This is a genomic window from Rhodococcus koreensis, assembly GCF_900105905.1.
GTDB classification, from domain to species: domain Bacteria; phylum Actinomycetota; class Actinomycetes; order Mycobacteriales; family Mycobacteriaceae; genus Rhodococcus_F; species Rhodococcus_F koreensis.
Window position 1 is genome coordinate 4,454,717 of record NZ_FNSV01000005.1, and the last position, 23,547, is coordinate 4,478,263.

23 protein-coding genes, 3 tRNA genes and 5 pseudogenes are annotated in these 23,547 nt (G+C 68.2%); 19 read left to right on the forward strand and 12 right to left on the reverse strand.

All coding sequences use genetic code 11. The annotated features are described in order from the left end of the window. Window positions 1–31 precede the first annotated feature (31 nt). Window positions 32–845: pseudogene (locus tag BLV94_RS24820) on the reverse strand (NAD(P)-dependent oxidoreductase). A gap of 17 nt (window positions 846–862) precedes the next feature. On the opposite strand from BLV94_RS24820, the pseudogene BLV94_RS51830 reads away from it, so the two are divergent. Further along, window positions 863–1,019, forward strand: a pseudogene (locus tag BLV94_RS51830) (MFS transporter); the annotation flags it as partial. Window positions 1,020–1,097: 78 nt separating this feature from the next. Here BLV94_RS51830 and BLV94_RS24825 read toward each other — a convergent pair. After that, a pseudogene (locus BLV94_RS24825) lies at window positions 1,098–2,235 on the reverse strand (RNA-guided endonuclease InsQ/TnpB family protein). Between the two features lie 74 nt (window positions 2,236–2,309). Between BLV94_RS24825 and BLV94_RS24830 the strand changes: the two are divergent. The 3 genes and pseudogenes from BLV94_RS24830 to BLV94_RS24840 all read left to right on the forward strand — a co-directional run. After that, a pseudogene (locus tag BLV94_RS24830) lies at window positions 2,310–3,017 on the forward strand (MFS transporter); the annotation flags it as partial. Beyond that, entirely contained in the window at window positions 3,014–3,754 is a 741-nt protein-coding gene (locus BLV94_RS24835; protein ID WP_072938375.1) for a fumarylacetoacetate hydrolase family protein, read from the forward strand. The pseudogene BLV94_RS24830 and the gene BLV94_RS24835, both read left to right, overlap by 4 nt. Continuing rightward, window positions 3,751–4,517: pseudogene (locus BLV94_RS24840) on the forward strand (SDR family oxidoreductase). The gene BLV94_RS24835 and the pseudogene BLV94_RS24840 overlap by 4 nt, the downstream one beginning before the upstream one ends. Window positions 4,518–4,521: 4 nt before the next feature. On the opposite strand, the gene BLV94_RS24845 reads toward BLV94_RS24840, so the two are convergent. After that, a complete protein-coding gene (locus tag BLV94_RS24845; RefSeq protein WP_072938378.1) occupies window positions 4,522–5,433 on the reverse strand; it encodes a LysR family transcriptional regulator in 912 nt (303 codons plus the stop codon). A gap of 101 nt (window positions 5,434–5,534) precedes the next feature. Here BLV94_RS24845 and BLV94_RS24850 point away from each other — a divergent pair, with 101 nt between their 5' ends. Continuing rightward, window positions 5,535–5,900, forward strand: coding sequence for a YybH family protein (locus tag BLV94_RS24850; RefSeq protein WP_072938382.1), 366 nt, complete (start codon window positions 5,535–5,537; stop codon window positions 5,898–5,900). 86 nt (window positions 5,901–5,986) lie between these two features. Next, window positions 5,987–6,460 (forward strand): hypothetical protein, encoded by a 474-nt coding sequence (locus tag BLV94_RS24855; protein ID WP_072938384.1) that lies wholly within the window; start codon window positions 5,987–5,989, stop codon window positions 6,458–6,460. A 3-nt stretch (window positions 6,461–6,463) separates the two neighbouring features. On the opposite strand, the gene BLV94_RS24860 is transcribed toward BLV94_RS24855, so the two are convergent. After that, entirely contained in the window at window positions 6,464–6,823 is a 360-nt protein-coding gene (locus BLV94_RS24860; RefSeq protein ID WP_072938387.1) for an Rv2640c family ArsR-like transcriptional regulator, read from the reverse strand. 93 nt (window positions 6,824–6,916) lie between these two features. On the opposite strand from BLV94_RS24860, the gene BLV94_RS24865 reads away from it, so the two are divergent. Then, window positions 6,917–7,342: an ArsI/CadI family heavy metal resistance metalloenzyme gene (locus tag BLV94_RS24865; RefSeq protein WP_072938390.1), complete on the forward strand. Its 426-nt coding sequence runs from the start codon at window positions 6,917–6,919 to the stop codon at window positions 7,340–7,342. Window positions 7,343–7,396: 54 nt separating this feature from the next. On the opposite strand, the gene BLV94_RS24870 is transcribed toward BLV94_RS24865, so the two are convergent. The 3 genes from BLV94_RS24870 to BLV94_RS24880 form a co-directional block, all read right to left on the reverse strand. Continuing rightward, window positions 7,397–7,469 (reverse strand) — tRNA-Arg (locus BLV94_RS24870). A 45-nt stretch (window positions 7,470–7,514) separates the two neighbouring features. Beyond that, a tRNA-Ser gene (locus tag BLV94_RS24875) sits at window positions 7,515–7,606 on the reverse strand. Window positions 7,607–7,705: 99 nt separating this feature from the next. Beyond that, window positions 7,706–8,431, reverse strand: a complete 726-nt coding sequence (locus BLV94_RS24880) for a dienelactone hydrolase family protein (protein ID WP_072938393.1) — start codon at window positions 8,429–8,431, stop codon at window positions 7,706–7,708. Window positions 8,432–8,492: 61 nt separating this feature from the next. On the opposite strand from BLV94_RS24880, the gene hisC reads away from it, so the two are divergent. Together hisC and BLV94_RS24890 are read left to right on the forward strand one after the other, a co-directional pair. Further along, window positions 8,493–9,569 (forward strand): histidinol-phosphate transaminase, encoded by a 1,077-nt coding sequence (gene hisC / locus BLV94_RS24885; protein ID WP_072938396.1) that lies wholly within the window; start codon window positions 8,493–8,495, stop codon window positions 9,567–9,569. An 89-nt stretch (window positions 9,570–9,658) separates the two neighbouring features. Beyond that, on the forward strand, window positions 9,659–11,356 hold the full coding sequence (locus BLV94_RS24890) for a bifunctional metallophosphatase/5'-nucleotidase (protein ID WP_072938399.1): 1,698 nt from the start codon (window positions 9,659–9,661) through the stop codon (window positions 11,354–11,356). 9 nt (window positions 11,357–11,365) lie between these two features. On the opposite strand, the gene BLV94_RS24895 is transcribed toward BLV94_RS24890, so the two are convergent. Next, window positions 11,366–12,367, reverse strand: coding sequence for an alpha/beta hydrolase (locus tag BLV94_RS24895; protein WP_072938400.1), 1,002 nt, complete (start codon window positions 12,365–12,367; stop codon window positions 11,366–11,368). A 155-nt stretch (window positions 12,368–12,522) separates the two neighbouring features. Beyond that, entirely contained in the window at window positions 12,523–13,155 is a 633-nt protein-coding gene (locus tag BLV94_RS24900; RefSeq protein ID WP_072938407.1) for a maleylpyruvate isomerase family mycothiol-dependent enzyme, read from the reverse strand. A gap of 142 nt (window positions 13,156–13,297) precedes the next feature. Between BLV94_RS24900 and BLV94_RS52145 the strand changes: the two genes are divergently transcribed. The 4 genes from BLV94_RS52145 to BLV94_RS24920 are packed head-to-tail and all read left to right on the forward strand — an operon-like array spanning window position 13,298 to window position 15,730. Further along, entirely contained in the window at window positions 13,298–13,564 is a 267-nt protein-coding gene (locus BLV94_RS52145) for an ArsR/SmtB family transcription factor (RefSeq protein ID WP_241031441.1), read from the forward strand. After that, the gene (locus tag BLV94_RS24910; protein WP_072938412.1) at window positions 13,564–14,547 is read left to right on the forward strand and encodes a TIGR03086 family metal-binding protein; all 984 of its coding nucleotides are present in this window, start codon (window positions 13,564–13,566) and stop codon (window positions 14,545–14,547) included. Before BLV94_RS52145 ends, BLV94_RS24910 begins: the two co-directional genes overlap by 1 nt. A gap of 26 nt (window positions 14,548–14,573) precedes the next feature. Then, window positions 14,574–15,365 (forward strand): VOC family protein, encoded by a 792-nt coding sequence (locus BLV94_RS24915; protein WP_072938415.1) that lies wholly within the window; start codon window positions 14,574–14,576, stop codon window positions 15,363–15,365. 2 nt (window positions 15,366–15,367) lie between these two features. Beyond that, a complete protein-coding gene (locus BLV94_RS24920) occupies window positions 15,368–15,730 on the forward strand; it encodes a TfoX/Sxy family protein (RefSeq protein ID WP_072938417.1) in 363 nt (120 codons plus the stop codon). 53 nt (window positions 15,731–15,783) lie between these two features. Here the strand turns inward: BLV94_RS24920 and BLV94_RS24925 are convergent. Continuing rightward, window positions 15,784–15,871 (reverse strand) — tRNA-Ser (locus tag BLV94_RS24925). A 42-nt stretch (window positions 15,872–15,913) separates the two neighbouring features. Beyond that, the gene (locus BLV94_RS24930; RefSeq protein WP_072938420.1) at window positions 15,914–16,396 is read right to left on the reverse strand and encodes a MarR family winged helix-turn-helix transcriptional regulator; all 483 of its coding nucleotides are present in this window, start codon (window positions 16,394–16,396) and stop codon (window positions 15,914–15,916) included. 122 nt (window positions 16,397–16,518) lie between these two features. Here BLV94_RS24930 and BLV94_RS24935 point away from each other — a divergent pair, with 122 nt between their 5' ends. Then, entirely contained in the window at window positions 16,519–17,514 is a 996-nt protein-coding gene (locus BLV94_RS24935; RefSeq protein WP_072938423.1) for an NAD(P)H-quinone oxidoreductase, read from the forward strand. Between the two features lie 72 nt (window positions 17,515–17,586). On the opposite strand, the gene BLV94_RS24940 is transcribed toward BLV94_RS24935, so the two are convergent. Then, complete coding sequence (locus BLV94_RS24940) at window positions 17,587–18,789, reverse strand: cysteine desulfurase-like protein (RefSeq protein ID WP_012691164.1); 1,203 nt, start codon at window positions 18,787–18,789, stop codon at window positions 17,587–17,589. Between the two features lie 132 nt (window positions 18,790–18,921). Between BLV94_RS24940 and BLV94_RS24945 the strand changes: the two genes are divergently transcribed. From BLV94_RS24945 to rsgA, 5 genes are all read left to right on the forward strand, one after another. After that, window positions 18,922–19,521 carry a bacterial proteasome activator family protein gene (locus BLV94_RS24945; protein WP_072938426.1) on the forward strand — a complete coding sequence of 200 codons (600 nt, stop codon included), beginning with the start codon at window positions 18,922–18,924 and terminating at the stop codon, window positions 19,519–19,521. 48 nt (window positions 19,522–19,569) lie between these two features. Further along, entirely contained in the window at window positions 19,570–20,442 is an 873-nt protein-coding gene (gene wzm / locus BLV94_RS24950) for a galactan export ABC transporter permease subunit Wzm/RfbD (protein WP_005248784.1), read from the forward strand. Window positions 20,443–20,451: 9 nt separating this feature from the next. Next, window positions 20,452–21,348, forward strand: a complete 897-nt coding sequence (gene wzt / locus BLV94_RS24955; protein WP_072938429.1) for a galactan export ABC transporter ATP-binding subunit Wzt/RfbE — start codon at window positions 20,452–20,454, stop codon at window positions 21,346–21,348. Continuing rightward, window positions 21,345–22,256 carry a galactofuranosyltransferase GlfT1 gene (glfT1, locus tag BLV94_RS24960; RefSeq protein WP_072938432.1) on the forward strand — a complete coding sequence of 304 codons (912 nt, stop codon included), beginning with the start codon at window positions 21,345–21,347 and terminating at the stop codon, window positions 22,254–22,256. Before wzt ends, glfT1 begins: the two co-directional genes overlap by 4 nt. A 157-nt stretch (window positions 22,257–22,413) precedes the next feature. Continuing rightward, entirely contained in the window at window positions 22,414–23,496 is a 1,083-nt protein-coding gene (gene rsgA, locus BLV94_RS24965; RefSeq protein ID WP_072938435.1) for a ribosome small subunit-dependent GTPase A, read from the forward strand. The last annotated feature ends 51 nt before the right edge of the window (window positions 23,497–23,547 follow it).

Sequence of the window (23,547 nt, forward strand, 5' to 3'; positions counted from 1 at the left end):
CCGCCGGACGCGCCGTCGTGGCTCCGGATCGTCAGTAGAACTCGACGGTGTCGACGCGGTTGATCAGTTCCTCGCCGTCGAGGAACCGGGTGGCGTTGCGCGCGAACAGTTCCGCGATGAGGCGGTCCTCCGCGGGATTCAACGCCGCGGTGTGCGGGCTGACCAGCACGTTCGGATGAGTCCACAGCGGGCTGTCGGATGCCAGCGGCTCGGACGCGAACACGTCCAGCGCGGCGAAGCCGACCCGCCCGTCCTCGATGGCCGCGGTCATGGCGACCTCGTCGACGACGCTGCCCCGGCCCACGCTCACCATCGTCACTCCGGGCTTGACGGCACCGAATACCTTTGCGCTGACCAGGCCTTCGGTGGCGCTGGTTCCGGGGAGCGTCACGACGATGCCGTCCGCGTCGCCGACCACGTCGGCCAGCCGGTCGGGGTGCACGATCTCGTCGACCCCCTCGACCGCGGTGTCGCGCCTGCTCGTTCCCACGACCGTCGCGCCGAGGGCCTTCAGCTTCAGTGCCGTCGCCCGGCCGATGCTGCCCAGTCCGACGATGACGATGCCCGGCCGCCTTCACCTGGGCCCCGCCGCCGGCCGGCATCGTGTGCACCCAGCGGAGGCCGGGGTTGACGCGCGCCGTTCTCGTCAGTGCCGCGGGGGTTTCGTCGGGCACGCCGTACAGGGCCTGCGCCGAATCGACCAGGTCGTCGAAGGCTTTCTGCTGCTCCGCGGTCCGGGTGAACGACGGATCGCCGGAGTGATCGCCCGGGAATCGGGACGGCGGCAGCAGATCCTGCTCGCGGACGAAGTCGATGCGCGGTTCCGCCCGGGTGACGAGACCGATGAGTTCCTCGCTGACGGGGGCAGATCGATCGTGAACTGCTCCTCGCCTGGGTGTGGCGGGTGCTGTTCCTGGCCTCCATCTTCCTCATCGCCGTCACCGTGTTCATCCGCTCCGCATGCAGGCATGCAGGAGAGCCCCACGTTTATGGAGAAGCAGGACCAGTTGACGTCCTCTCGGCCGTGAACGATCGAGATTCCCCTCGGGACTCGCGTCCCGAGGTTCCTGTTTCACCGACAGTCGCCACCCCACACGTTATGTGCGGGGCGGTCTCACACCGTCTCCGCAGGCTGCCACCGTCAGTCCGACGGCCAAAATGTTCCTTGCCGCGTTCACATCCCGATCGTGGACGACGCCACATCGGCACGCCCATTCCCGCACGTCCAGCGGCATCGTCGACGCGATCACCCCGCACACCGAGCAGGTCTTCGACGACGGACAGAACCGGTCGATCACCACCACCCGGCGCCCGTACCAGTCGGCCTTGTACTCGAGCATCGACCGGAACTCGGACCAACTCGCATCCGAGATCACCCGAGACAACGACCGATTCTTCACCATGTTCCGCACACTCAGATCCTCGATGGCGATCACTTGATTTTCGCGCACCAGCCGAGTGGAAAGTGTGTGCAGATAATCGCGACGCCGATCAGCGATCCGACCATGAATCTTCACGACCTTCAGTCGGGCCTTGGCCCGGTTCCGGGATCCCTTCTGCTTCCTGGCCAGCACATGCCGTCGCCAGCCGCTCACGATCCCTGCGCTCATGGCGCGGGTTGGTGATCTTCTCCCCCGTCGACAGCGTGTACAGGCTCGTGATCCCGGCGTCGAGCCCGACCACCCGATCGATCGGCTCGAGTTCGCTGATGGTGTCCTCGACGAGGATCGAGATGTGGTACTGACCACGAGCATTACGCGACACCGTCACCTGCGACGGTACTGTCCCCTCCGGCAGCGGCCTCGACCACCGAATATCCAGCGGTTCGGACTGCTTGGCCAACCGGACCTGCCCATCCCTGAAAATGAAGCAGTTCGAGTAGTAGGTCGCCGAATCCTTCGACCGCCCCTTCCTAATGAACTGCGGGTAGCCAGTCTGCGTGCGCCAGAACTTCTCGAACGCACCCTGCAACTGCCGCAGCGCCTCCTGCAGCGGCCCCTTCGACGGCTCCGCCAACCACTCCGTCTCGGGGTCCCGCTTCCATCCGGTGAGCATCTTCGAGGTATCCGCGTAGGTGACCCGCCGCCGCTCCTGCGACCACGCACGCGTCCGCTCCGCCAGTGCCCGGTTGTAGACATACCGGGTGCACCCGAACGTTCGGGCAAGCTGTTCCGCCTGCACCGCAGACGGATAGAAACGGTACTTGAACGCCCGCTTCACCACCCTCCCCGCCATGACCCAGACACTAGCCACACAGTCCGACAAATCCAGATCGGCTATCCCGGCCCTGAAGGACCGGGTTTGCGCCGAAAGACTCACGGATCAGCGAGAGCCCGTTCCGGGAACTGATCGGAAGTTCGATGCCCAGCGTGCTCCGCGGCATCGGCCTGCGGATGGCCGAGAACGGCGGCTCGTACATCTTCCAGACCCTCGGCATCAGCTACGTGACGACGGTGGTGGGTGTCAGCAAGTCGATCGGACCGCTCGCCATCGCCTGCGGCGCCGCCATCGGCATGCTCGTCATCCCGTTCTCGGGCGCGCTGTCGGACCGCTTCGGCCGGATGCGGGTGTACCGATTCGGTGCGGCGCTGCAACTCGTCCTCGCCGTCCCGTCGTGGTGGCTGCTCTCGCTCGGCAACCCCTACCTCGTGGTCGCGACCCTCGCCGTCAGCTACGGGATCGGCGTCAACGTGATGCTCGGCGCGCAGTGCGCCGCCCTGCCCGAGCTGTTCGGAAACCGTCACCGCTACATCGGCGTCGCGGTCGCCCGGGAGACGAGCGCGATCCTCGCCGGCGGCATCGCACCCTTCGTCGGTGCGCTGCTGCTGTCGCTGATGAACAACTCGTGGGTGCCGCTCGCGATCTACGTGCTGGTCCTCAGCGTCATCACGTTCGCCACGACGTTCGTGACACCCGAAACCCGTGGCCGCGACCTCGGGCTCGCGTGGGATGCGATGGCCGACCCGGTGCACGGACCGGATGCCGTTGCCCCGTCCAAGGATCGGGTCGACGCATGAGGCTCGCCCGCATCGCGACCGATTCGGGACCGCGGCCGGTGTGCCTGCGGGACGGTCGCTGGCACGAGGTGGCCGACCCGTTCGCGGACATCTTGACGTTCACCGGACCCGCACACGACGTCGACGGGGCGCGCCTGCTCGCGCCTTCCGAACCGCGGGTCCTGCTCGGGATGGCGCACAACGGCGCACCCGGAGATCGCGACCTCCCGTTGCAGGCGTTCATGAAATCGGCGCGCACGGTGATCGGCCCCGAACATCCGATCGTCGTCGACCAACGGCTGGGGAAGGTCGTCGTGGAGGGCGAACTGGCCGTCGTCATCCGGCGCACGTGCCGCAACCTGCGCCCCGAGGACGTCCCGTCCGCGATCCTCGGCTACGCGATCGGCAACGACGTCACCGCCGTGGAGCAGATCGCACTGGACGACAAGCTCACCCAGGCGAAACACGGCGACGGCTTCACCCCGCTGGGTCCGTGGATCGAAACGGACCTCGACCCCGGCGACGTGCCGATCGCCGTGCGCGTCAACGGGGTCACCGTGGCGGAGGCGTCCACGGAGCAGCTGGCGTGGAACGTGTCCGAGCAACTGGTCCATCTCACCCGGTATCTGACGCTGGGACCGGGAGACGTCGTGCTCACGGGTTGCCCGTTCACGTCGGGCCCGGTCGAACCGGGCGACCGTGCCGAGATCACGCTCGACGGAATCGGCACACTGAGCAATCCGGTGCGTGCTCTGTGAACCTCTTCGATCTGTCCGGGCGCTTCGCCCTGGTCACCGGTTCGAGCCGGGGAATCGGCTACGCCCTCGCGCGGGGCCTGGCCGGGGCGGGCGCCACGATCGTCCTCAACGGGGTGTCGGCCGAGCGCCTCGCACAGGCACGTGAGCGCCTCGGCGAGGAATTCGGCGACACCCGTGTCCACGCGTACGCGTTCGACGTCACGGATCCCGAGCGGGTAACCGACGCCGTCGACCGGATCGAGTCGGAGGTCGGGCCGATCGAGATCCTGGTGAACAACGCTGCGCTGCAACACCGCCAGCCCCTCCTCGACGTCACGCTCGAGGATTGGAACAGGGTGCTCACGACCGACCTCACCAGCGCCTTCCTCGTCGGGCGTGCGGTCGCCCGGTTCCAGATCGGCCGTGGGAGCGGGAAGATCGTCAACGTCTGCTCGGTGCAGAGCGACCTGGCCCGGCCCACCATCGCGCCGTACACGCCGCGAAGGGCGGGCTGCGGAATCTGACCCGCGCGATGACGGCGGAGTGGGCACGCTCCGGGCTGCAGATCAACGGCCTCGCGCCCGGCTACATCCACACCGAGATGACGCAGGCCCTCGTCGACGACACCGAGTTCGACACCTGGCTCCGCGGCCGGGCGCCGGCAGGCCGGTGGGGCACCCCGGACGACCTCGTGGGTCCGGCGGTGTGGCTGGCGTCGGACGCCTCCCGGTACGTCAACGGTCAGGTGATCTTCGTCGACGGCGGGATGACGTCGGTGGTGTGAGGAGTCACCGGCCGACGGCGGCGGCGGGTGCGGTCTGCACGTCCCCGAAGGAGCGGCGGGTGTGCCGGACGAGTTCGCGGAGCGCGGGACCTCCGAGGCTCTTCCAGACCAGCGCGAGCACGGCCGGGATGTCGACGCCGTCGAGGGCGACCGCCGTCAACCGGCCCCGGTAGTCCGTGGCCATCGACTCACTGAGGATCGCGACCCCCAGCCCGCGGATCGCGAGATCGGCGACGGCGTCGGGTGCGCTCGCCTGCAGGGCGATGCCGGGGCGGAGGCCGGCGGCCGCACACGCCTCGTCGAACACCGTCCGGATGCCCGTTCCGGTCGGCATACATACGATCGCATGGTCGCCGAGTTCGGCAAGCGTGACTCGCGACTGCCCCGCCAGCGGGTGATCCGGCGACACGGCGGCGACCAGCCCTTCGCTGATGATCGGGAAGGCGTCCAACCCCTCCGGCGGGGCGGTCGAGGTGGCGACGAGAGCGAGATCGATCGCACCGGCGCGGACGCGTTCGACGAGGCGGTCGGAGCTGTCCTCCGTCAGCGTGATCTCGATCCCGGGGTGAGCGAGGTGGAACGCGGACAGCGCGTCGAACAGCGGTGTGATCGTGCACGCGGTGACCATCCCGACGACGAGCCTGCCCCGGATCAGCTGGTTCACGTCGTCGACGGCCTGCCGCATGGCGTCGGCCGAGGCGAGTGCGGCGCGGGCGTGCAGCAGCGCCGCCTCCCCCGCCGCCGTGAGCGTCGCCGTCCGGCTGGAGCGGTCGATCAGCGTGGCGCCGAGATCATGCTCGAGCTGCCGGATCTGCGCGCTGATCCCCGACTGGCTGATGTGGACGCGTTCCGCGGCGCGGGTGAAGTTCGCTTCCTCGGCGACCGCGACGAAGTACTCCAGCTGCCTCAGTTCCATAACCAATGATTCTAGTATTCAGCAGAACTATCTGTTGGACTTCCGGTTGCGGCGGCACCACCCTGGAAAGGGACAGCAGTTCACCCACGAAAGGATTCCCGGTGACCGACTACGAGAAGGCCCAGAACCCCGAAGACCTCACCCGGCTGTTCGTCGAGCGCAGCAACGCCGGAGACGCGGCCGGAGTCGCCGCCCTGTACGAGGAGCACGCCGTCATGGCGTACCCGCCCGGCAGCCGGACGGTCGGCCGGGCCGCCATCCGGAAGCTGTGGGAGTCGGTGCTCGCAAACGCGCCGCGCTTCGAACCGGAGACACCGCTCCCCACCCTGATCAGTGACGACATCGCGCTCACGTCCACCCCGCCGAAGGACGGATCCGGCGCGCGGGCGCAGGTCGTCCGCAGGCAGCCGGACGGAACCTGGCTCCGGCTCCTCGACCAACCGGAGTTCATCCCGCCCACCAGCTGAGACCGGGTCTGCGCCGGCCTCTACACGGCATGAACTTCGTTGTCCACCATTGCATCTGCATTCGGATCGGTGGGATCATAGAGGTCATGCGCAGACCGCGTTGGCCGGCAGTAGCACCACCCACCACCGGAGGACACCGGGTGCACGGCCCCCTGCTCCTCACGGCCGAAGACGACCTCACGCTCGAGCTGTTCGAGGTCGTGGCGTTCGCGGACGGACTCCAACTCCGGATGGCCCTGACCGCCACGGGCAGGCCCGCGGAGCTGGCGCAGTACGAGACCCGCTCACTGTCCGACCCCGGCGATCCCTCGACGCGGTGGTCCTACCTGTCGGTGCGGGCGCGCGTCGACGACATCGAGGGTGAAGCCGACCCCTACCATCCGGCGGCGGCGTCGAAACCGTGCGGGAGCGGGCCGCCCGAGTACCGGACCGAGCCGCACTACTGGCTCGACGCGATCCCGGCGTCGGGATTCATCTCGGTCACCGCCGGCTGGCCGAGGATCGGCCTCGGTTCGACGACCACCACCATCGGCCTCGAATCGAGCACGCGAACGTCGTGACCGTCAGGTGCAGCAGTTGGGGTCGAGGACGACCCGCAGTGCGTCGAGAGCATCCGGTCGAGCGCTGTAGAAGACGTTCATGCCGCGACGGACAGGCTGGACCATTCCCGCCTTCTTCAGCTGGCCGAGGTGGTGGCTGACGGTCGATTCGGACAGCCCCACGCCGGTCGCGAGATCGCACGTGCACACCTCACCCTCGCTCGCGGTCAGCAGGATCGACATCAGCTTGATGCGGACCGGGTCGGCCAGTGCCTTGAGGCGCAGCGCGAGGTGCAGGGCGGCCTCGTCAGTCATCGGGGCGGCCGAGACGGGCGCGCAGCAGATCGGCGCGGAGACATCTACGACCGGCAACGTCTTGGGCATGAATCCATCCTCCCAGGTTCTTGACATATGTCAAAAAGGTGGGATCCTGGGAGTGCAAGAAATTCGACATATGTCGCACAGGTGGAGGTTGTCATGTCCCGCGCCCAACTCGCCCTCAATGTCGACAATCTGGAGGAAGCAGTCACGTTCTACTCGAAACTGTTCGATACACCACCGGCGAAACTGAAGCCGGGATACGCGAACTTCGCCATCGCGCAGCCACCCCTCAAGCTGGTGCTGCTGGAGAACCCCGGCGAGGGCGGCACCATCAACCACCTCGGCGTCGAGGTCGAATCGAGCGCCGAAGTGCACGAGGAGATCGCACGGCTGACCGGGGAAGGCCTCTTCACCGACGAGGAGCTCGGCACCACCTGTTGCTTCGCGACCCAGGACAAGGTGTGGGTCACCGGCCCCGCCGGCGAGAAGTGGGAGGTCTACACCGTGCTCGCCGACTCCGACACGTTCGGGTCGAGCCCTCGGCACCTCGACCCCGATGCCGAGGGGGCCACCTGCTGCTAGCCGACAAAGAGAAACCCCGCCACCTGCATCACTGCAGTCGACGGGGCTTCTTTGTGCGCCCGAAGGGATTCGAACCCCTAACCTCTTGATCCGTAGTCAAGTGCTCTATCCGTTGAGCTACGGGCGCATGTTCTTCAGTTGTCTAACTCTCACCGGCCGACTAGGCCCGGTGTGGCGGAGGCGAGAGGATTTGAACCTCCGGTCCCTCGTAAAAGGGACAACTCATTAGCAGTGAGTCCCATTCGGCCGCTCTGGCACGCCTCCCTGGGGTGGTTCCGATCCCTTCGGACCGCCGGTGCGAAAGATTACACACCTTTCCACCACAAAGGCAAAACGGCTGGTCAGAGCGTACGGATGGCCGCTTTATCGCAGGTGGCTGTCGAACCAGTCGAAGATCCGCCGCTGCGCGTCGACGATGGCCTGGGCTCCCGGGTCGTCGTCCTTGCCGTCGGGCACCTGAGGCGGTTCGTCGGCCCGGTGCGCGAGCCCGGCATAACTCACGACGAGCCCCGCGACGTCGGATTTGGCGGTGGCGTCGCGCAGCAGCTCGACCTGATCGGGCGGCGTGGACGGATCGTCCTCCCCGTACAGACCGAGCCACGGGGCCTTCAGCTCGGGGGCGGCGTGCACCAGCGCAGGCGCCTCCTCCGACAGCGGGTCGACGATCCCACGGGCGGCGACACTCACGGCGGCGCCGACGGGACGCGTCGTGGCGACGAGCAGGGCGGCGGTCCCGGCGTCGTCGAAACCCAGCACCCCCACGCAGTCGGCGTAGATGCCCCGCGCGATCAGCCAGTCGAAGGTGGCATCGAAGTCGGCGAACAGCGATTCGCCGAACACCTCGACGTCGCTGGGCGCCGGTTCCCGGTGGAAGAGGTGCGGCGCTACCGTCACCCACCCTTCCATCGCGAGCGAGCGCATCAGATCGAGGAGAGGTTCGCTGAACGTGCGCGACTCGTGCAGGACCACGATCCCGCCCCGCGCCGGACCGTCCGGCTCCACCGCGGTGAGCGGAACACGCATCTGAGGGCTTTCCGGCGCGTCTCCGGACGTCCGCAGGGCTGCACTGTCCCTGAAGAATCCCGACATGTCCCTACCTTGGCACGAAGGGGGCGTCGGCGCAGTCGATCGGGAGGCGCATAATCGCCTGGTGACTCCGCGAACCAGGGCAGACCTCGACACGATCCCGGCCTACATCCCCGGCAAGAGCTTTCCGGGCGCGATCAAGCTGGCGAGCAACGAGACCACGCTGGGCCCGCTGCCGAGCGTGCGGGACGCCATCGCGGACGCCGCCGCCAACGCGAACCGGTACCCGGACAACGGTCACGTCACCCTGATCGCGGCCCTCGCCGACCACCTCGGGGTGGCCACGGAGAACATCGCCGCGGGGTGCGGTTCGGTGAGCCTGTGCCAGGAATTGGTGCAGGCCACGTGCAACGACGGCGACGAGGTCATCTTCGCCTGGCGCTCCTTCGAGGCCTATCCCGTGGTCACCCAGGTCGGCGGGGCGACGCCCGTCAAGGTTCCGCTCACCGCCGACCACGGGCACGACCTCGACGCGATGCTGGCCGCGATCACCGACCGCACCCGGCTGATCTTCGTCTGCAACCCGAACAACCCCACCGGCAACGCGCTGACGAAGGCCGAACTCGAGCGGTTCCTCGACGCCGTTCCCTCCGACGTCCTCGTGGCCCTCGACGAGGCCTACTTCGAGTACAACCGGTCCGACGCCGACGGCGTCGCCCTGTTCCGCGGACGCCCCAACGTGGTGGTGCTGCGCACGTTCTCCAAGGCGTACGGCCTGGCCGGCATCCGCGTGGGGTACGCGGTCGCCGATCCGGCGGTCGTCACCGCGCTGAGCAAGGTGCACATCGCGTTCGCGGTCAATGCCGTCGCGCAGGCCGCCGCCATCGCGTCGCTGGCCGCGTCCGGAGAACTGCTGGCACGCACGGACGGCGTCGTCGCCGAGCGGAACCGGGTTCGCGACGCCCTCCTCGCCGCCGGGTACGAGGTACCCGAATCCGCCGCCAACTTCGTCTACCTCCCGCTGGGCACCCGTTCCGGAGCGTTCGGTGCGGCCAGCGCCGAGGCCGGTGTTCTGCTGCGCCCGTACGGCGACGACGGGGTGCGGATCACGATCGGCGATCCCGCCGAGAACGATGCGTTCCTCGCGTTCGCGACGAGCACCGAGGCGCGCTCGATCGCGAACGTCGCGGTCCGGGCGTAACGCTCGAGACGTAACCGTTACCCACGGGTACAACGCCCGTCACTCCTTGTTGGCAGACTCAGTGAGGTTTTGCCGAAGGGAGACCGCACATGCGTCGCCGCGCCGTGATCCGCACCGCCGTGCTGGCGGCCGGACTGGCGACGACGCTGGCGATCTCGGTGACGTCGGGGCCGACGGCGCAGGCCCAGGATTCGGCGGTCTCCGTCCGGCTCCTCGCCTTCAACGACCTCCACGGCAGCCTCCAACCGCCGCCCGGCGTCCGCAGCCAGGTCAAGCACGCCGACGGTTCGCTGGTCCCGGCCGGCGGCGCCGCCTACCTGGCCGCCTACGTCGCCCAGCTGCGCGGGCAGGCCACCCGTTCGCTGCTGTATTCGGTCGGCGACAACTGGGGGTCGTCGGCGCTCGAATCCGCGATGTTTCACGACGAACCGACCGTGCAGCTGCTCGACAGAATGGGCGTCGACGCGTCCGCGATCGGCAATCACGAGCTCGACGAGGGGTACACGGAGTTCCGGCGGATGCAGACCGGCGGCTGCCATCCCGTCGACGGCTGCCGGTTCGGAAACACGTTCGCGGGCGCGGACTTCCCACTCCTCGCCGCGAACATGGAGTTCGACGACGGCGCACCCGCGACACTGCCGTTCACCGTCGACTACGTGGAAGGCATCCCGGTCGGGGTCATCGCGACCATGCCCGCCGACACCGCCACGATGGTGACACCGGAGGGCGTGGGCGGACTGCGCTTCACGGACGAGCTCACCGCCGTCGACCGGACCGCGGATCTCCTCGACTTCTTCGGCGTGCGGGCCATCGTGCTGCTGATGCACAGGGGAGCCGAACCCGTCGCCGACAACGGCCCCAATTCGTGCGAGGTGACGTCGGGACCGGCACGCGACCTCGCACTGCGGGCGTCCCCGAAGGTCGACGTCATCTTCACGGCCGACAGCCACCAGCAGTACAACTGCTCGTTTCCCGACCCGATGGGGAACCCGCGCGTGATGATGCAGGGCGCGTCCCACGGCCGCATCATCTCCGTGGTCGACGTGTCGATCGACCGCACCACCCGCGACGTCCTGCGCGACCGCGCGTCCGCGTTCAATCAGGTGGTCACCCACGACATCCCGCCCGACCCCGACATCCAGGCGCTCGCCGACAGCGCTGCCGCCCAGGCCTCCCGGGTCGGTGCGTCGCGGGTGGCGTCGCTGTCCGGCGACCTCACCCGCGACGAGACCCGCAGCGGTGAATCGGCCCTCGGGAACGCCGTCGCCGACGCCCAGCTGTCCGCCGGGTCCGGGCACGGCGCCCAGGTGGCGCTCACCAACCCCGGCGGGCTCCGCGAAGACCTGCTGCGGGGCGCCGACGGCGCCGTCACCTACGGGCAGACGTACGCCGCTCAACCGTTCGGCAACACCCTCGAGGTCCTGACCGTCACCGGCGCGGTGCTGAAGGCCGCTTTGGAGCAGCAGTTCCAGCCCCGCGGCGACGGCACGGTCACGGAACGGATCCTGGCGCCGTCTCGTTCGCTGACGTACACCCTGAATCGCTCGGCGATCGTCGGCGAACGTATCTCGGACCTCCGGGTGAACGGCGAGGCAGTCGACCCCGCCGTCTCCTACCGGGTGGCGGTCAACAAGTTCCTCGCCGACGGCGGCGACGGCTTCGACGCCTTCCGCACCCGCACGGACGCGGTGCACGCGGGCTGCGACCTCGACGCCTTCACGACGTATCTGGGAACGAATTCACCGGTCACGCCGCCGAACACCGACCGGATCACCGTGGTCGGTTAGGAACGCCGGTCAGACGCCGAGCGCGCTCTTCAGTACCGGCCACGACGTGCGCAGTTCGTCCTGCCAGTACGGCCACGAATGCGTGCCGAAGTTGCGGTAGGTGAACGTCGCCGGGATCGCGAGCTGGGTCAGGCGCTGCTGGAACGTCTGCGTGCAGAGATTCGCCGCCGCCTCGAGGGGACCGCCCACCGCGATGGTCGACGCGATGTCTCCGGTGATCTCGTACGGTCCGGGAAGACCGTTGCCGGTGGAGATGTAGATCTGCTTGCCGCGCAGCGCTTCGGCGTTCACCGACGGATCGTGAGCGGTCCAGGCGGGATCGGTGTCGGGACCCCACATGTTGGCCGGGTTCCCGCCCTTGAACGCCACCGTGCCGCGGACCGAGTCACGCGAGCTGGGGTTCGAGTTGTCGAGGCATCCGCTGTAGGCCGCCAGTCCGCGGTAGAGCTGCGGGTGCCTGGTGACGAGGTTGGCGGCGCCCATCGCGCCCATCGACACACCCGCGACAGCGTTGACGCCGTTGCCGCTGAAGTTCTTGTCGATGATGGGCGGGAGTTCGTTGGCCAGGAACGTCTCCCACTTGTTGATTCCCAGTGTGGGGTCGGGCTGCAGCCAGTCGGTGTAATAGCTGGCGGTGCCACCCACCGGGAGCACCACGTTGACCTCCTTGTCGGCGAAGAACTGGACGACGTCCGTCTTCTGCGTCCACGTGCTTTCCCGGAAGTCCGACTCGGCGCCGGCGCTGACGCCGTCGAGCAGATACAGCGACGGCCGCGAGCCGCCACCGGCCGGGTGCAGGACCTGGACCTGCACGACGCGGCCCATGGCGGGGGAATTGATGAAGACGGCGCTGCGGGTATCGGTGAGCGGGACGATCTTGTCGACGCTCGCGACGCCGTTGCTCTGGGGCGCGACCGGAGCGGGCGCCGGATCGGCCACAGCAGTGAACGCCGGCCCCAGAAGGGTCAGTGACACTGCCAGACCGACAGCAGCCATTGCTTCGCGACGCATAAAGTAAACCCTCTTCCCCGGACTGTGTGGACCCCGATTGCACAGTACAAAATGCGTCCGGTCAACAAGAGCTTAGAGGGTTTGCGACAGCTGTGTGCTCCACCGTGATCACGTTGTAGTCACCACGGTTCACACGGCTGCGGATTGCGCGACCGCTACTTGGGCAAGGCCGACTTCAACTGGTCCAGACCGTCTCCGCTGAGTTCGTCGAGCGCGGCGCGCCGACCCGTCATCGCCAGCACCAGCGCCAGCATCGGGCCGGAGACCTCGGGTCCCGATCCGGTGGTCCAGTCGGTGTCGGTGGCCCGCAGCGTCAGCCCGGCGACCCGCGACTTCGACCCGATCAGCAGGTTCGAATTTTTGTAGAAGTCGGCGACGCGGACGACGGCGTCCATCGGGTACTCGTGCGCGATGCCGAGCGGCCGGCGGATGTCCTCGCCGTGGACGATCATCTCGCCCAGCATGGCGTCGATCGGGCCTGGTGGGTGGGTGGAGTCGGCCATGTGCGCCCGGAACTCGTCGAGCGCCTCCGCCGGTGTTCCTTCCTCTTCGTGCGCGATGTCCTTCTCGAACATGGTGTTGATCCGAAATCCCGACCCGACGAGCTTTCCGACGAACTTCGGCGGCGTCATCTTCTCCGTCGCCGTCATGTGCGCGAACACGTCCCGCACTGTCCACCGCTCGCAGAGCGACGGCGTCGACCACTGAGTGTCGGTCAGCGGTTCGAGGTCGTCCACCAGGGCGCGGCGTTCTTCGTGAATCGTGGGCCAGGGGCTTGACGTTGTCATTTTTCACTCCCTCGTCGCCAAGAATTCTCCCACCTCAGGACGTCGGCGGCGAGACCCATTGCACAACGTGTTAGTCACGACTAACGTATTGATCGTGCTCGATCAGTTGGAAGTCGCAGCTGAGCCCACCCGGAGACGCCTCATGCAACTGCTGACCGCAGGTGAACAGACCGTCAACAACCTCGCCGCACACTTCCCCGCGAGCCGGTCTGCGATCTCGCAACATCTCCGGGTGCTCACCGAGGCCGGACTGGTCACCGCGCGCAAGGACGGACGCTTCAGGTACTACCGGCTCGATCCTCAGGGACTCGCACAGCTCCGCATGTTGTTCGACTCCTTCTGGATCGACGAACTCGACCGCCTCGTCGCGGACGCCACCGACGAAGCAGGACCCAAAGGAGACAGCTGATGCCATTCGACAAAACCGTCGTCGTCCCGCTGGACCCCGACGCCACGTTCGATCTCGTCACCAGACCGGACCGCTTGCGGCGGTGGCAGACCGTCGCGGCCCGCGTCGACCTGCAGGCCGGCGGCGAGTACCGGTGGACCGTCGTTCCCGGGCACTCGGCGGCGGGCACCTTCCGGGAGGTCGTGCCCGGCAAGCGGGTGGTGTTCGGGTGGGGCTGGGAAGGCGACGAGGAACTCCCACCGGGATCGTCCACCGTGACGGTCACTCTCACCCCGACCGCCGGCGGCACCGAGGTGCGCCTCGTGCACGACGGGCTCGATGCCGAACAGGCCGCCCGCCACGCGGAGGGCTGGAACCATTACCTCGACCGGCTCGTCGCCGCCGCGCAGACGAGCGACGCCGGGCCCGACGACTGGGCGGCCGCACCGGACCCGCTCGACGAACTGTCCAGCGCCGAGGCGACATTGGCTGTCGTGCAACACGTCCTGCGCGGCGTCACGGCGGACGACATGTCCAAGCAGACGCCGTGCACCGAGTTCACCGTCTCGCAACTCACCGATCACCTGGCCGGTTCGATCACCGCCCTCGGCGGCGCGGCGGGCGCGACATTCGACGACGACCCCGGCAAACCCGTCGAGGCCAGAATCGCCGACCTCGCCCAGCCCGCGCTGGAGGCATGGCGCAATCGCGGCCTCGACGGCACCGTGACACTCGGACCGAACAACGCTCCCGCAACCGTCGCGGCGGGGATTCTGTCGATCGAATTCCTGGTCCATGCCTGGGATTTCGCGGCAGCGACCGATGGCGACGTGGCCGTTTCCGAGCCACTCGCCGAATACGTGCTGGCGTTGGCACACAAGATCATCTCGCCCGAAGGCAGGAAGGCCGTCGGGTTCGACGACCCCGTACCCGCCCCGCACACCAGCGACGCGGTGACCCGGCTCATCGCTTACACCGGCCGCCACCCCGTCCCGGCGGCCTGACACCCCTCACACGGAAAGGTCCAGTCATGCCCATCAAGTCGGAATACGCCCAGGGAACACCGAGCTGGGTAGACCTGCAAACCAGCGATCAGGACGCGGCCAAGAACTTCTATGCGGAACTGCTCGGCTGGAAGTACGACGACCGGCCGATGCCCGAGGGCCCCGTCTACTCGATGGCCACTGTGCGCGGCGAGAACGTCGCCGCCATCGCGCCGCTGCCGCCCGAGGCGGCGAAGGCCGGGGCGCCGGCGAACTGGAACACGTACATCGCCGTCGACGACGTCGACGCGACGGTCGCGAAGGTCCCCGGCGCCGGCGGCCAGGTGCTAATGCCTGCATTCGACATCTCGGACGCCGGCCGCATGTCCTTCGTCACCGACCCCACCGGGGCGGCCGTCGGATTGTGGCAGGCGAAGAGGCACATCGGCGCCTCGCTCGTCGGCGACCCGGGCGCGTGCCTGTGGAACGAACTGAACACCGGCGACGTCGACAAGGCGCTCGCGTTCTACAACAGCGTCTTCGGGATCACCTCGTCGACGATGTCCATGGGGCCGGAGTACACGTACCACCTGCTGGAGGTGGGCGAGGATCAGGTCGGTGGCTGCGGTCAGCCGATGACCTCCGGCACCCCGAATCACTGGCGGGTGTACTTCGCCGTCGAGAACGTCGACGCGAGCGCAGCCAAGGTCGTCGAACTCGGCGGCACGATCGTCGAAGAAGCGATGGACATCCCCACCGTCGGCCGCATGGCCGGTGTCACCGACCCGCAGGGCGCGACGTTCAGCATCATGACGCCCGAGGAACGTCAGGATCAGTAACCGTGAAGATGCCCACACCCTCCGAGGAGGACAAGCAGTTCTTCCGCTCGCTGATCCCCGACACCCCCGGCGTCGAGGTGAAGCCGATGTTCGGCAATCTGGGCGCGTTCGTGAACGGCAACATGTTCGCCGGGCTGCTCGGGCCGAGCGTCGGGGTGCGGCTCCTCACCGAGCAGGCGAAGGCCGAACTAGCGTCTGCCGACGGCGTCGGCGGTTTCGGCCCGGGTGAGAAGCCGATGCGCGAGTACCTGGCCCTGCCCGACCGGTGGCGGGACACCCCGGACCTCACCACCCCGTGGATCGAACGCGCGCTCGCCGAGATCGCCGAACTTCCGCCGAAGCAGCCGAAGCCGCGGAAGAAATAGGAAACGACAGCAGCCCCGACCTGGGGCGAAACCAGGTCGGGGCTGCCGGTCGTTGGCGGAAGCGGAGGGATTTGAACCCCCGGTCGCTTTCACGACGCTCGCTTTCAAGGCGAGTGCATTCGGCCGCTCTGCCACGCTTCCGTGGGCGATCTTATCGGTACGGAGGCGGCATCGGGCAACCGGTCAGCGGTCGCCGATGGCCTTGTCGACGCGTTCGAACACCTCGGCGAGAACCTTGAGCTGAGACTTGGTGAGCAGATCGACGAGGTTGCTGCGCACCCCGGCCACATGGGTGGGGGCCGCGTCGGCGAGCCGGGCGCGACCTTCGTCGGTGATGACGGCGAGCACCCCACGGCCGTCCTCGAGGCAGGTGTCGCGGGTGACCATGCCCTGCGATTCCATCCGCCGGATCTGGTGGGTGAGGCGGCTGCGGGAGGAGAGGACGCCGTCCGCGAGATCGCTCATGCGCAGCGAGCCGTCCGGCGACTCGGACAACAGCACCAGAATCCGGTAGTCCGCGAGGGAGAGGTCGTGCTTCTCCTGCAGATCCCGGTTGAGGACGTCCATCAGCCGCTGGTTGCCGTCCATGTAGCCGCGCCATGCGCGCATCTCGGCCGGCGTCAACCAGTTGGTCGCGGCTTCGGCGTCGGAGGTTTCTGCTGTCACAGGTTCACATTCTAGTAGTGCAACATTACTTTCCAGTAGCGTGCGGTGCCCGAAGAGGCCGAGCGGTCGCTCGGACCGGTCGCGGGCACCGGACGGCGCCGCGTTTCGCTAGCGTCGTTCCCATGTATGCGATCACGATCGATCAGCCGGGCGGCCCCGAAGTCATGACGTGGGCCGAGCAGCCGGACCCGGAACTTCCCCCCGGTCACGTTCTCCTCGACGTCGCCGCGACGGCCGTCAACCGCGCCGACCTGCTGCAGCGTCAGGGGTTCTATCCCCCGCCGCCCGGGGCCAGCGACATCCTCGGGCTCGAATGCTCCGGCACCATCGCCGAACTCGGCGAGGGAGTGTCCGGGTGGTCCGTCGGCGACCAGGTGTGTGCGCTGCTGGCCGGCGGCGGGTACGCGGAGAAGGTGGCCGTCCCCGCGTCACAGCTTCTCCCGCTGCCCGAGGGCGTCGATCTGCTCGTCGCGGCGTCGCTGCCGGAGGTGGCGTGCACGGTGTGGGCGAACGTCGTGATGGGCGCCGGACTGTCCCGCGGCGACGTGCTGCTGGTCCACGGCGGTGGCGGCGGCATCGGCACCCACGCCATCCAGGTCGGCGTCGCGCTGGGGGCCCGGGTGGCCGTCACCGCCGGCTCCGAGGAGAAACTGGCGCGCTGCCGCGAACTCGGCGCCGACATCCTCGTCAACTACCGGGAAGCCGATTTCGTCGACGAGATCCGCAAGGCGACGGACGGACACGGCGCCGATGTGATCCTCGACAACATGGGCGGCGCGTACCTGGGCCGCAACGTCGACGTGCTCGCCGCCGACGGCCGGCTCGTCGTCATCGGGATGCAGGGCGGCCGGAAGGGCGAACTGGACCTGGGCAAGGTGCTCGCCAAACGCGCCCACGTCACGGCGGCGGGACTGCGGGGGCGGCCCGAGTCGGGTCGCGAGGGCAAGGCCGACATCGTCGCCGACGTCCGCAAGCGGTTGTGGCCGCTGATCGCGGAGGGCGCGGTGCATCCCATCGTCTCGGCGGAACTGCCGATCACCGAGGCGCCGCGCGGACACGAACTGCTCGACTCCGCCGACACCGTCGGCAAGGTGATCCTGACGATCCCGCGGAACTGACGCTTCGTCCGGTGTGACATTCGTCGTTCCCCTCCGGTGCAACGAATGTCACACCGGGCCGGCCGGCTGTGTTCAGCCGAGGGTGGCGAGCTCGTTCACGAGCTGGTCGATCTCGTAGCGGGTGGTGTACGGCGCGAGACCGATGGTGACGGCGCCGCCCTCGTCGTTGACGCCGAGGGCGTCGAGCAGCCGGGAGCCGCCGTGGACACCGCTGACGGTGGCGATGCGCTTGTCGGCGAGGTGCGACGCCACCTTGTCGGCCGAGACTCCGGCGACGGTGAAGCTGAGCGTCGGAACCCGGCTCGGCGACCGCCCGATGACCATGACCTGCGGTAGCCGCTTCAGCGAGGACATGAGGTGGTCGAACAGGGTGTCCTGGTAGTTCTGCAGCGAGCTGATGGACGCCTCGAGCTTCTCGCGCCGGGAACCGGTGGCCGACTCGTCGAGGTTCGCGAGGAAGTCGATCGACGTGGTGAGGCCGGCGAGGAGCGCGAACTGGTGCACCCCGACCTCGAGACGTTCGACACCCCGCGCATACGGGTTGAGCGACACGGCCGGGATGCGGTCGAGGAGCGACGGGTCGCGGAACACAAGTGCCCCGACCTGCGGTCCGCCCCAGGAGGTGGCGCCGACGGCGACGACGTCCGCACCGAGTTCGTTGATGTCGACATGCGCGTAGGGGGCGGCGCCGATCGCGTCGACGACCATCAGTCCGCCGACTTCGTGGACGCGGTCCGAGGCGACGCGGACGTCGGGCGCCGAGCCGACGATCGGGGAGGCGGCGGTGAGTGCGACCAGGCGCGTCGTGGTGGTGATGAGGTCCTGGAACTGCCAGCTGGGGAGTTCGCAGGTCTCGATCTCGACCTCCGCCCACCGCACCTGGGCGCCGTAGCGGCTGGCGACGCGCAGCCAGGGGGCCACGTTCGCTTCCTCGTCGAGGCGGGAGAGCACGAGCCCGGTTCCGAGACCGAGTCGCGTGCTCAGCGACTCCGCCAGCCAGGCCAGGAGAACGGATCGGTCGGGTCCGAGGACGACCCCGGCGGGATCGCCTCCGACCAGGTCGGCGACGGCTGCTCGGGCCGCATCGAGAACCGCCGCACTGCGCCGGCTGGACACATGTCGTCCGGTCGACGAGGAGGCAGAAGCCCGGAAGGCCGTGGAGACAGTGCGCGACACCGCGTCCGGAATCTGCATGCCGGCCTGCGGATCGAGATGGATCCAACCGTCGCCGAGTGAGGGGATGAGTCCCCGAACGCGGGCAACGTCGTAAGCCATGCCCGACACTCTAAGACCCCAAGTCAATACGGTCGAAGCCAGCCATCGATTGTTGTCGAATGCAACAAAGAGGGAAAGGGCCAAATCGGACGCACTTTCGCACTGCCGCGCAGGAACAGCCAAGATGGAGGCATGACGAACTCGGAGAATGAACACGTAGTCGTGATCGGTCCCGACGGTCAGCCCATGGCGATTCCCGTCGCGGAGGCCGCGAGCAAGCCCGAGGGCTCCGACGCCGCCGCAGCCGCCGCAGCCGCCGCCGAGAACGGGAACGGCGCCGAGTCGGTGGCCGACATGGTGGAGCAGCCGGCCAAGGTCATGCGCATCGGAACGATGATCAAGCAGCTCCTCGAGGAGGTGCGTGCGGCACCGCTCGACGACGCCAGCCGCAACCGGTTGAAGGAGATCCACAAGTCGTCTATCCGCGAGCTCGAGCAGGGCCTGGCCCCCGAGCTGCGCGAGGAACTCGAACGCCTCACGCTGCCCTTCACCGACGACACCGTCCCCACCGACGCCGAACTCCGCATCGCGCAGGCGCAGCTGGTGGGGTGGCTCGAAGGACTGTTCCACGGCATCCAGACGGCCCTGTTCGCCCAGCAGATGGCGGCCCGCTCCCAGCTCGAGCAGATGCGTCAGGGAGCCCTGCCTCCGGGCATCAGCATGGGCAACCCGCACGGGCCGCACAACAACGATCCGGGATCGCAGTCGAGCGGTACCGGCCAGTACCTGTAGCAACGGGCAAAACAGCATGGAACTCGACTCCCGGTAGGCTCGGTGCCCGTGTCAGCATCCGCTATCGAAACCGAGGCCGCAGGCGGCCCGCTCCCGGCGTCCGATTCGCAGACCTTCCGTCGCGCGTTCAAGGACCTCAGGGACGGCTTCGCTCAGCGCGAGCTGTGGCTGAGCCTCGGCTGGCAGGACATCAAGCAGCGCTACCGCCGGTCGGTGATCGGCCCGTTCTGGATCACGATCGCCACCGGCGTGCAGGCAGCGGCGATGGGCATCCTCTACTCGGCCCTGCTGGACATCCCGCTGGACGAGTTCCTGCCGTACGTCACGGTGGGTCTGATCGTCTGGAACCTGATCAGCGCGAGCATCCTCGAGGGGTCCGAGGTGTTCATCGCCAACGAGGGGCTGATCAAACAGCTGCCGTCGGCGCTGAGCGTCCACGTGTACCGGCTGGTGTGGCGGCAGCTGCTGCTGTTCGCCCACAACCTCGTCATCTACGTGATCATGCTGTTCGCGTTCGGGGTGTGGCGGCACCTGACCTGGATGTCGCTGGCCGCGATTCCCGCGATCGCACTGATCGTCGTCAACGCGGCGTGGGTGTCGATCATGTTCGGCATCTTCTCCACCCGCTACCGGGACATCGCGCCGATCCTCGGCAGCATGACGCTGCTGCTGTTCGTGCTGACACCGATCATGTGGACCACGCAGAGCCTCGAGGCGCAGGGCGGTCAGGCCGCCGAGCGCGTCAAGCTCGCCGAGCTGAACCCGCTGTTCCACTACCTCGACATCGTGCGCGCGCCGATGATCGGCCAGGACCAGCAGGCGTACCACTGGTACATCGTGCTGGCCATCACCGTCGTCGGGTGGACCGCCGCCATCCTCGCGCTTCGCAAGTACCGGGCCCGCGTGCCCTACTGGGTATAGGGGTTTGCCATGACAGAACACGTGAGCATCGAGACGCGGAACGCCTGCGTCGACTTTCCGATCTTCGACGCCAAGTCCCGGTCGCTGAAGAAGGCGTTCCTCGGCAAGGCCGGCGGATCCATCGGTCGCAACAACTCGGACGTCGTGGTGGTCGAGGCCCTGCGCGACATCAACCTGTCGCTGAAGGAAGGCGACCGCATCGGTCTGGTCGGCCACAACGGTGCCGGCAAGTCGACGCTGCTGCGCCTGCTGTCCGGCATCTACGAGCCCACCCGCGGCAGCGCGAGCATCCGCGGCCGCGTGGCGCCGGTCTTCGACCTCGGTGTCGGCATGGACCCCGAGATCTCCGGCTACGAGAACATCATCATCCGCGGGCTGTTCCTCGGGCAGACCCGTAAGCAGATGCTCGCGAAGATGGACGAGATCGCCGAGTTCACCGAACTGGGCGAGTACCTGTCGATGCCGCTGCGCACGTACTCCACCGGTATGCGCGTGCGCGTCGCGATGGGCGTGGTCACCAGCATCGACCCGGAGATCCTGCTGCTCGACGAGGGCATCGGCGCCGTCGACGCGGAGTTCATGAAGAAGGCGCGCGTACGGCTGCAGGCGCTGGTGGAGCGGTCCGGCATCCTGGTGTTCGCCAGCCACTCCAACGAGTTCCTGGCCCAGCTGTGCGACCGGGCCATGTGGATCGACCACGGTCAGGTCCGGCAGGAGGGCGGCATCGAGGACGTCGTCCGCGCGTACGAGGGCGACGACGCCGCCGACCACGTCCGCCATGTCATCTACGAGATGGACCGGGAGAAGTCCGGGCTGAGCGCCTCGGCCGAACGGGACGTCCGTAGCGACAGATCGAACGAGCGTCCCGTTCGCACGGTCGCGGAAGCCGAGGCGGAGTCCGCGTGAGCGCTGCTGCCGAGCGGATCGTCGGCGTCGTCGTCACCCACAAACGCCGCGAACTGCTGGCGGAGTCGCTGAAGGTCCTCGGCTCGCAGACGCGTCCGCTGGACCATCTGGTGGTCGTGGACAACGCCGCCGAGGACGATGTGCGCGTACTCGTCGAATCGGCAGGGATCCCCACCAGCTACCTCGGGTCGCAGCACAATCTGGGCGGGGCGGGCGGCTTCGCGCTGGGGATTCTGTACGCCCTCTCGCTCGGCGCCGACTGGGTGTGGCTCGCCGACGACGACGGCAGGCCCGAGGGGCCGAAGGTCCTGGAGACGCTGCTCGACTGCGCCGAGCGGCACGGGCTGGCCGAGGTGTCGCCGGTGGTCTGCGACATCGACGACCCCGACCGTCTCGCGTTCCCGCTGCGCCGCGGCGTCGAGTGGCGTCGGCTGCGGTCCGAACTGTTCACCGACGGCGACGACTCGGCCGACCTGCTCCCCGGGATCGCGTCGCTGTTCAACGGCGCCCTGTTCCGGGCGTCGGCGATCGACACGGTCGGTGTCCCCGACCTGCGGCTGTTCGTCCGCGGCGACGAGGTGGAGGTGCATCGCCGGCTGGTGCGGTCGGGGCTGCCGTTCGGCACCTGCCTGCAGACGGCGTACGTGCACCCGAACGGCGCGGAGGAGTTCAAGCCGATCCTCGGCGGCCGGATGCACACGCAGTACCCGGACAACGAGACGAAACGGTTCTTCACCTACCGCAACCGCGGCTATCTGCTGTCCCAGCCGGGTATGCGGAAGCTGCTGCCGCAGGAGTGGGTGCGGTTCGGGTGGTACTTCCTCGTCACGCGGCGTGATCCGCAGGGTCTGCGGGAGTGGATGCGGCTGCGGAAGCTGGGCCGTCAGGAGCGGTTCGAGCGGCCGTAAATTCGGTTGCGCCCGGGTTCCGCCGGGTGGGAGCATCGTGGGGTTCCGGTCGAAGGTCCCGATGTGTCGCGAAGGAGTGAGTGTCCGATGACTGTCTCGTCGGTCGACGCCGCGTGCGTCCGCTCCCCCTTCCCCCTCGCCTGACCGAACCCGCGCAGTGGTCCGGTCGGCACTCATCGACCCGAGGATCACACCCATCATGTTCGATTCCGGACACCTCCTGCCCTACGGCTGGAACGACACACTTTCCGACACCTTCGACAGTTACCCGGCCGACGGCCGCGAGCCCGGTCGGGTGATCCGCGTGGACCGCGGTCGCTGCGACGTGGCCGCGCCCGCGGGCATCGTCCGCGCCCTCGTCGGCGAGCACCCGCTCTGCACCGGCGACTGGGTGACGCTCCACCGGCACGGCGACGAGATCGCCGTCGCCGACCTGTTCCCCCGGCGCAGCGCGATCGTCCGGTCGTCCGCGTCCGGCCGGTCCGAGGGGCAACTCCTCGCGGCCAACGTCGACACGGTGGTGATCGCCGCCGCACTGGACACCGCCCTCGATCTCGGGCGCATCGAACGACTGCTCGCACTGTCGTGGGAGAGCGGCGCGCAGCCGGTGGTCGACCTCACCAAATCCGATACCGTGCACGACATTTCCCTCGCGACCGCCGAAGTGGCGGCGGTGGCGCCGGGCGCGACCGTGGTCGCGGTGAGCGCCGACACCGGCGACGGCATCGACATCCTCACCGCAGTGATCGACGGGACCGTCGCCCTCATCGGACCGTCGGGCGCGGGCAAGTCGACGCTCGCGAACGCGTTGCTCGGCGAGGACGTGCTCGCCACCGGACGCGTCCGCGAGGGCGACAACAAGGGACGGCACACGACGGCACACCGGGAACTGCTGCCGCTGCCGTCCGGCGGCGCCCTGATCGACACGCCGGGTCTGCGGGGTGTCGGCATGTGGGACGCGGCCGACGGCATCGACAAGACGTTCCCCGAGATCGAGGAACTCGCGGCGCAGTGCCGGTTCGCGGACTGCTCGCACGAGGCCGAACCCGGGTGCGCGGTCCAGGGCGCGGTGGCGGGCGGCGAGCTACCCGAACGCAGACTCGCCAGCTACCGCAAGCTGATTCGCGAGAACGGGTGGATCGCGTCCCGTACCGACGTACGGCTGCGGGCCGAGCGGGAGCGCGAGTGGAAGACCATCGCCCGTTGGCAACGCCAGATGTACCGCAGTCGCGGTCACTGATCCGGGTAAACGACCCGCATCCCGGTTGACTCCCTGAGCCGGGATGCGGGT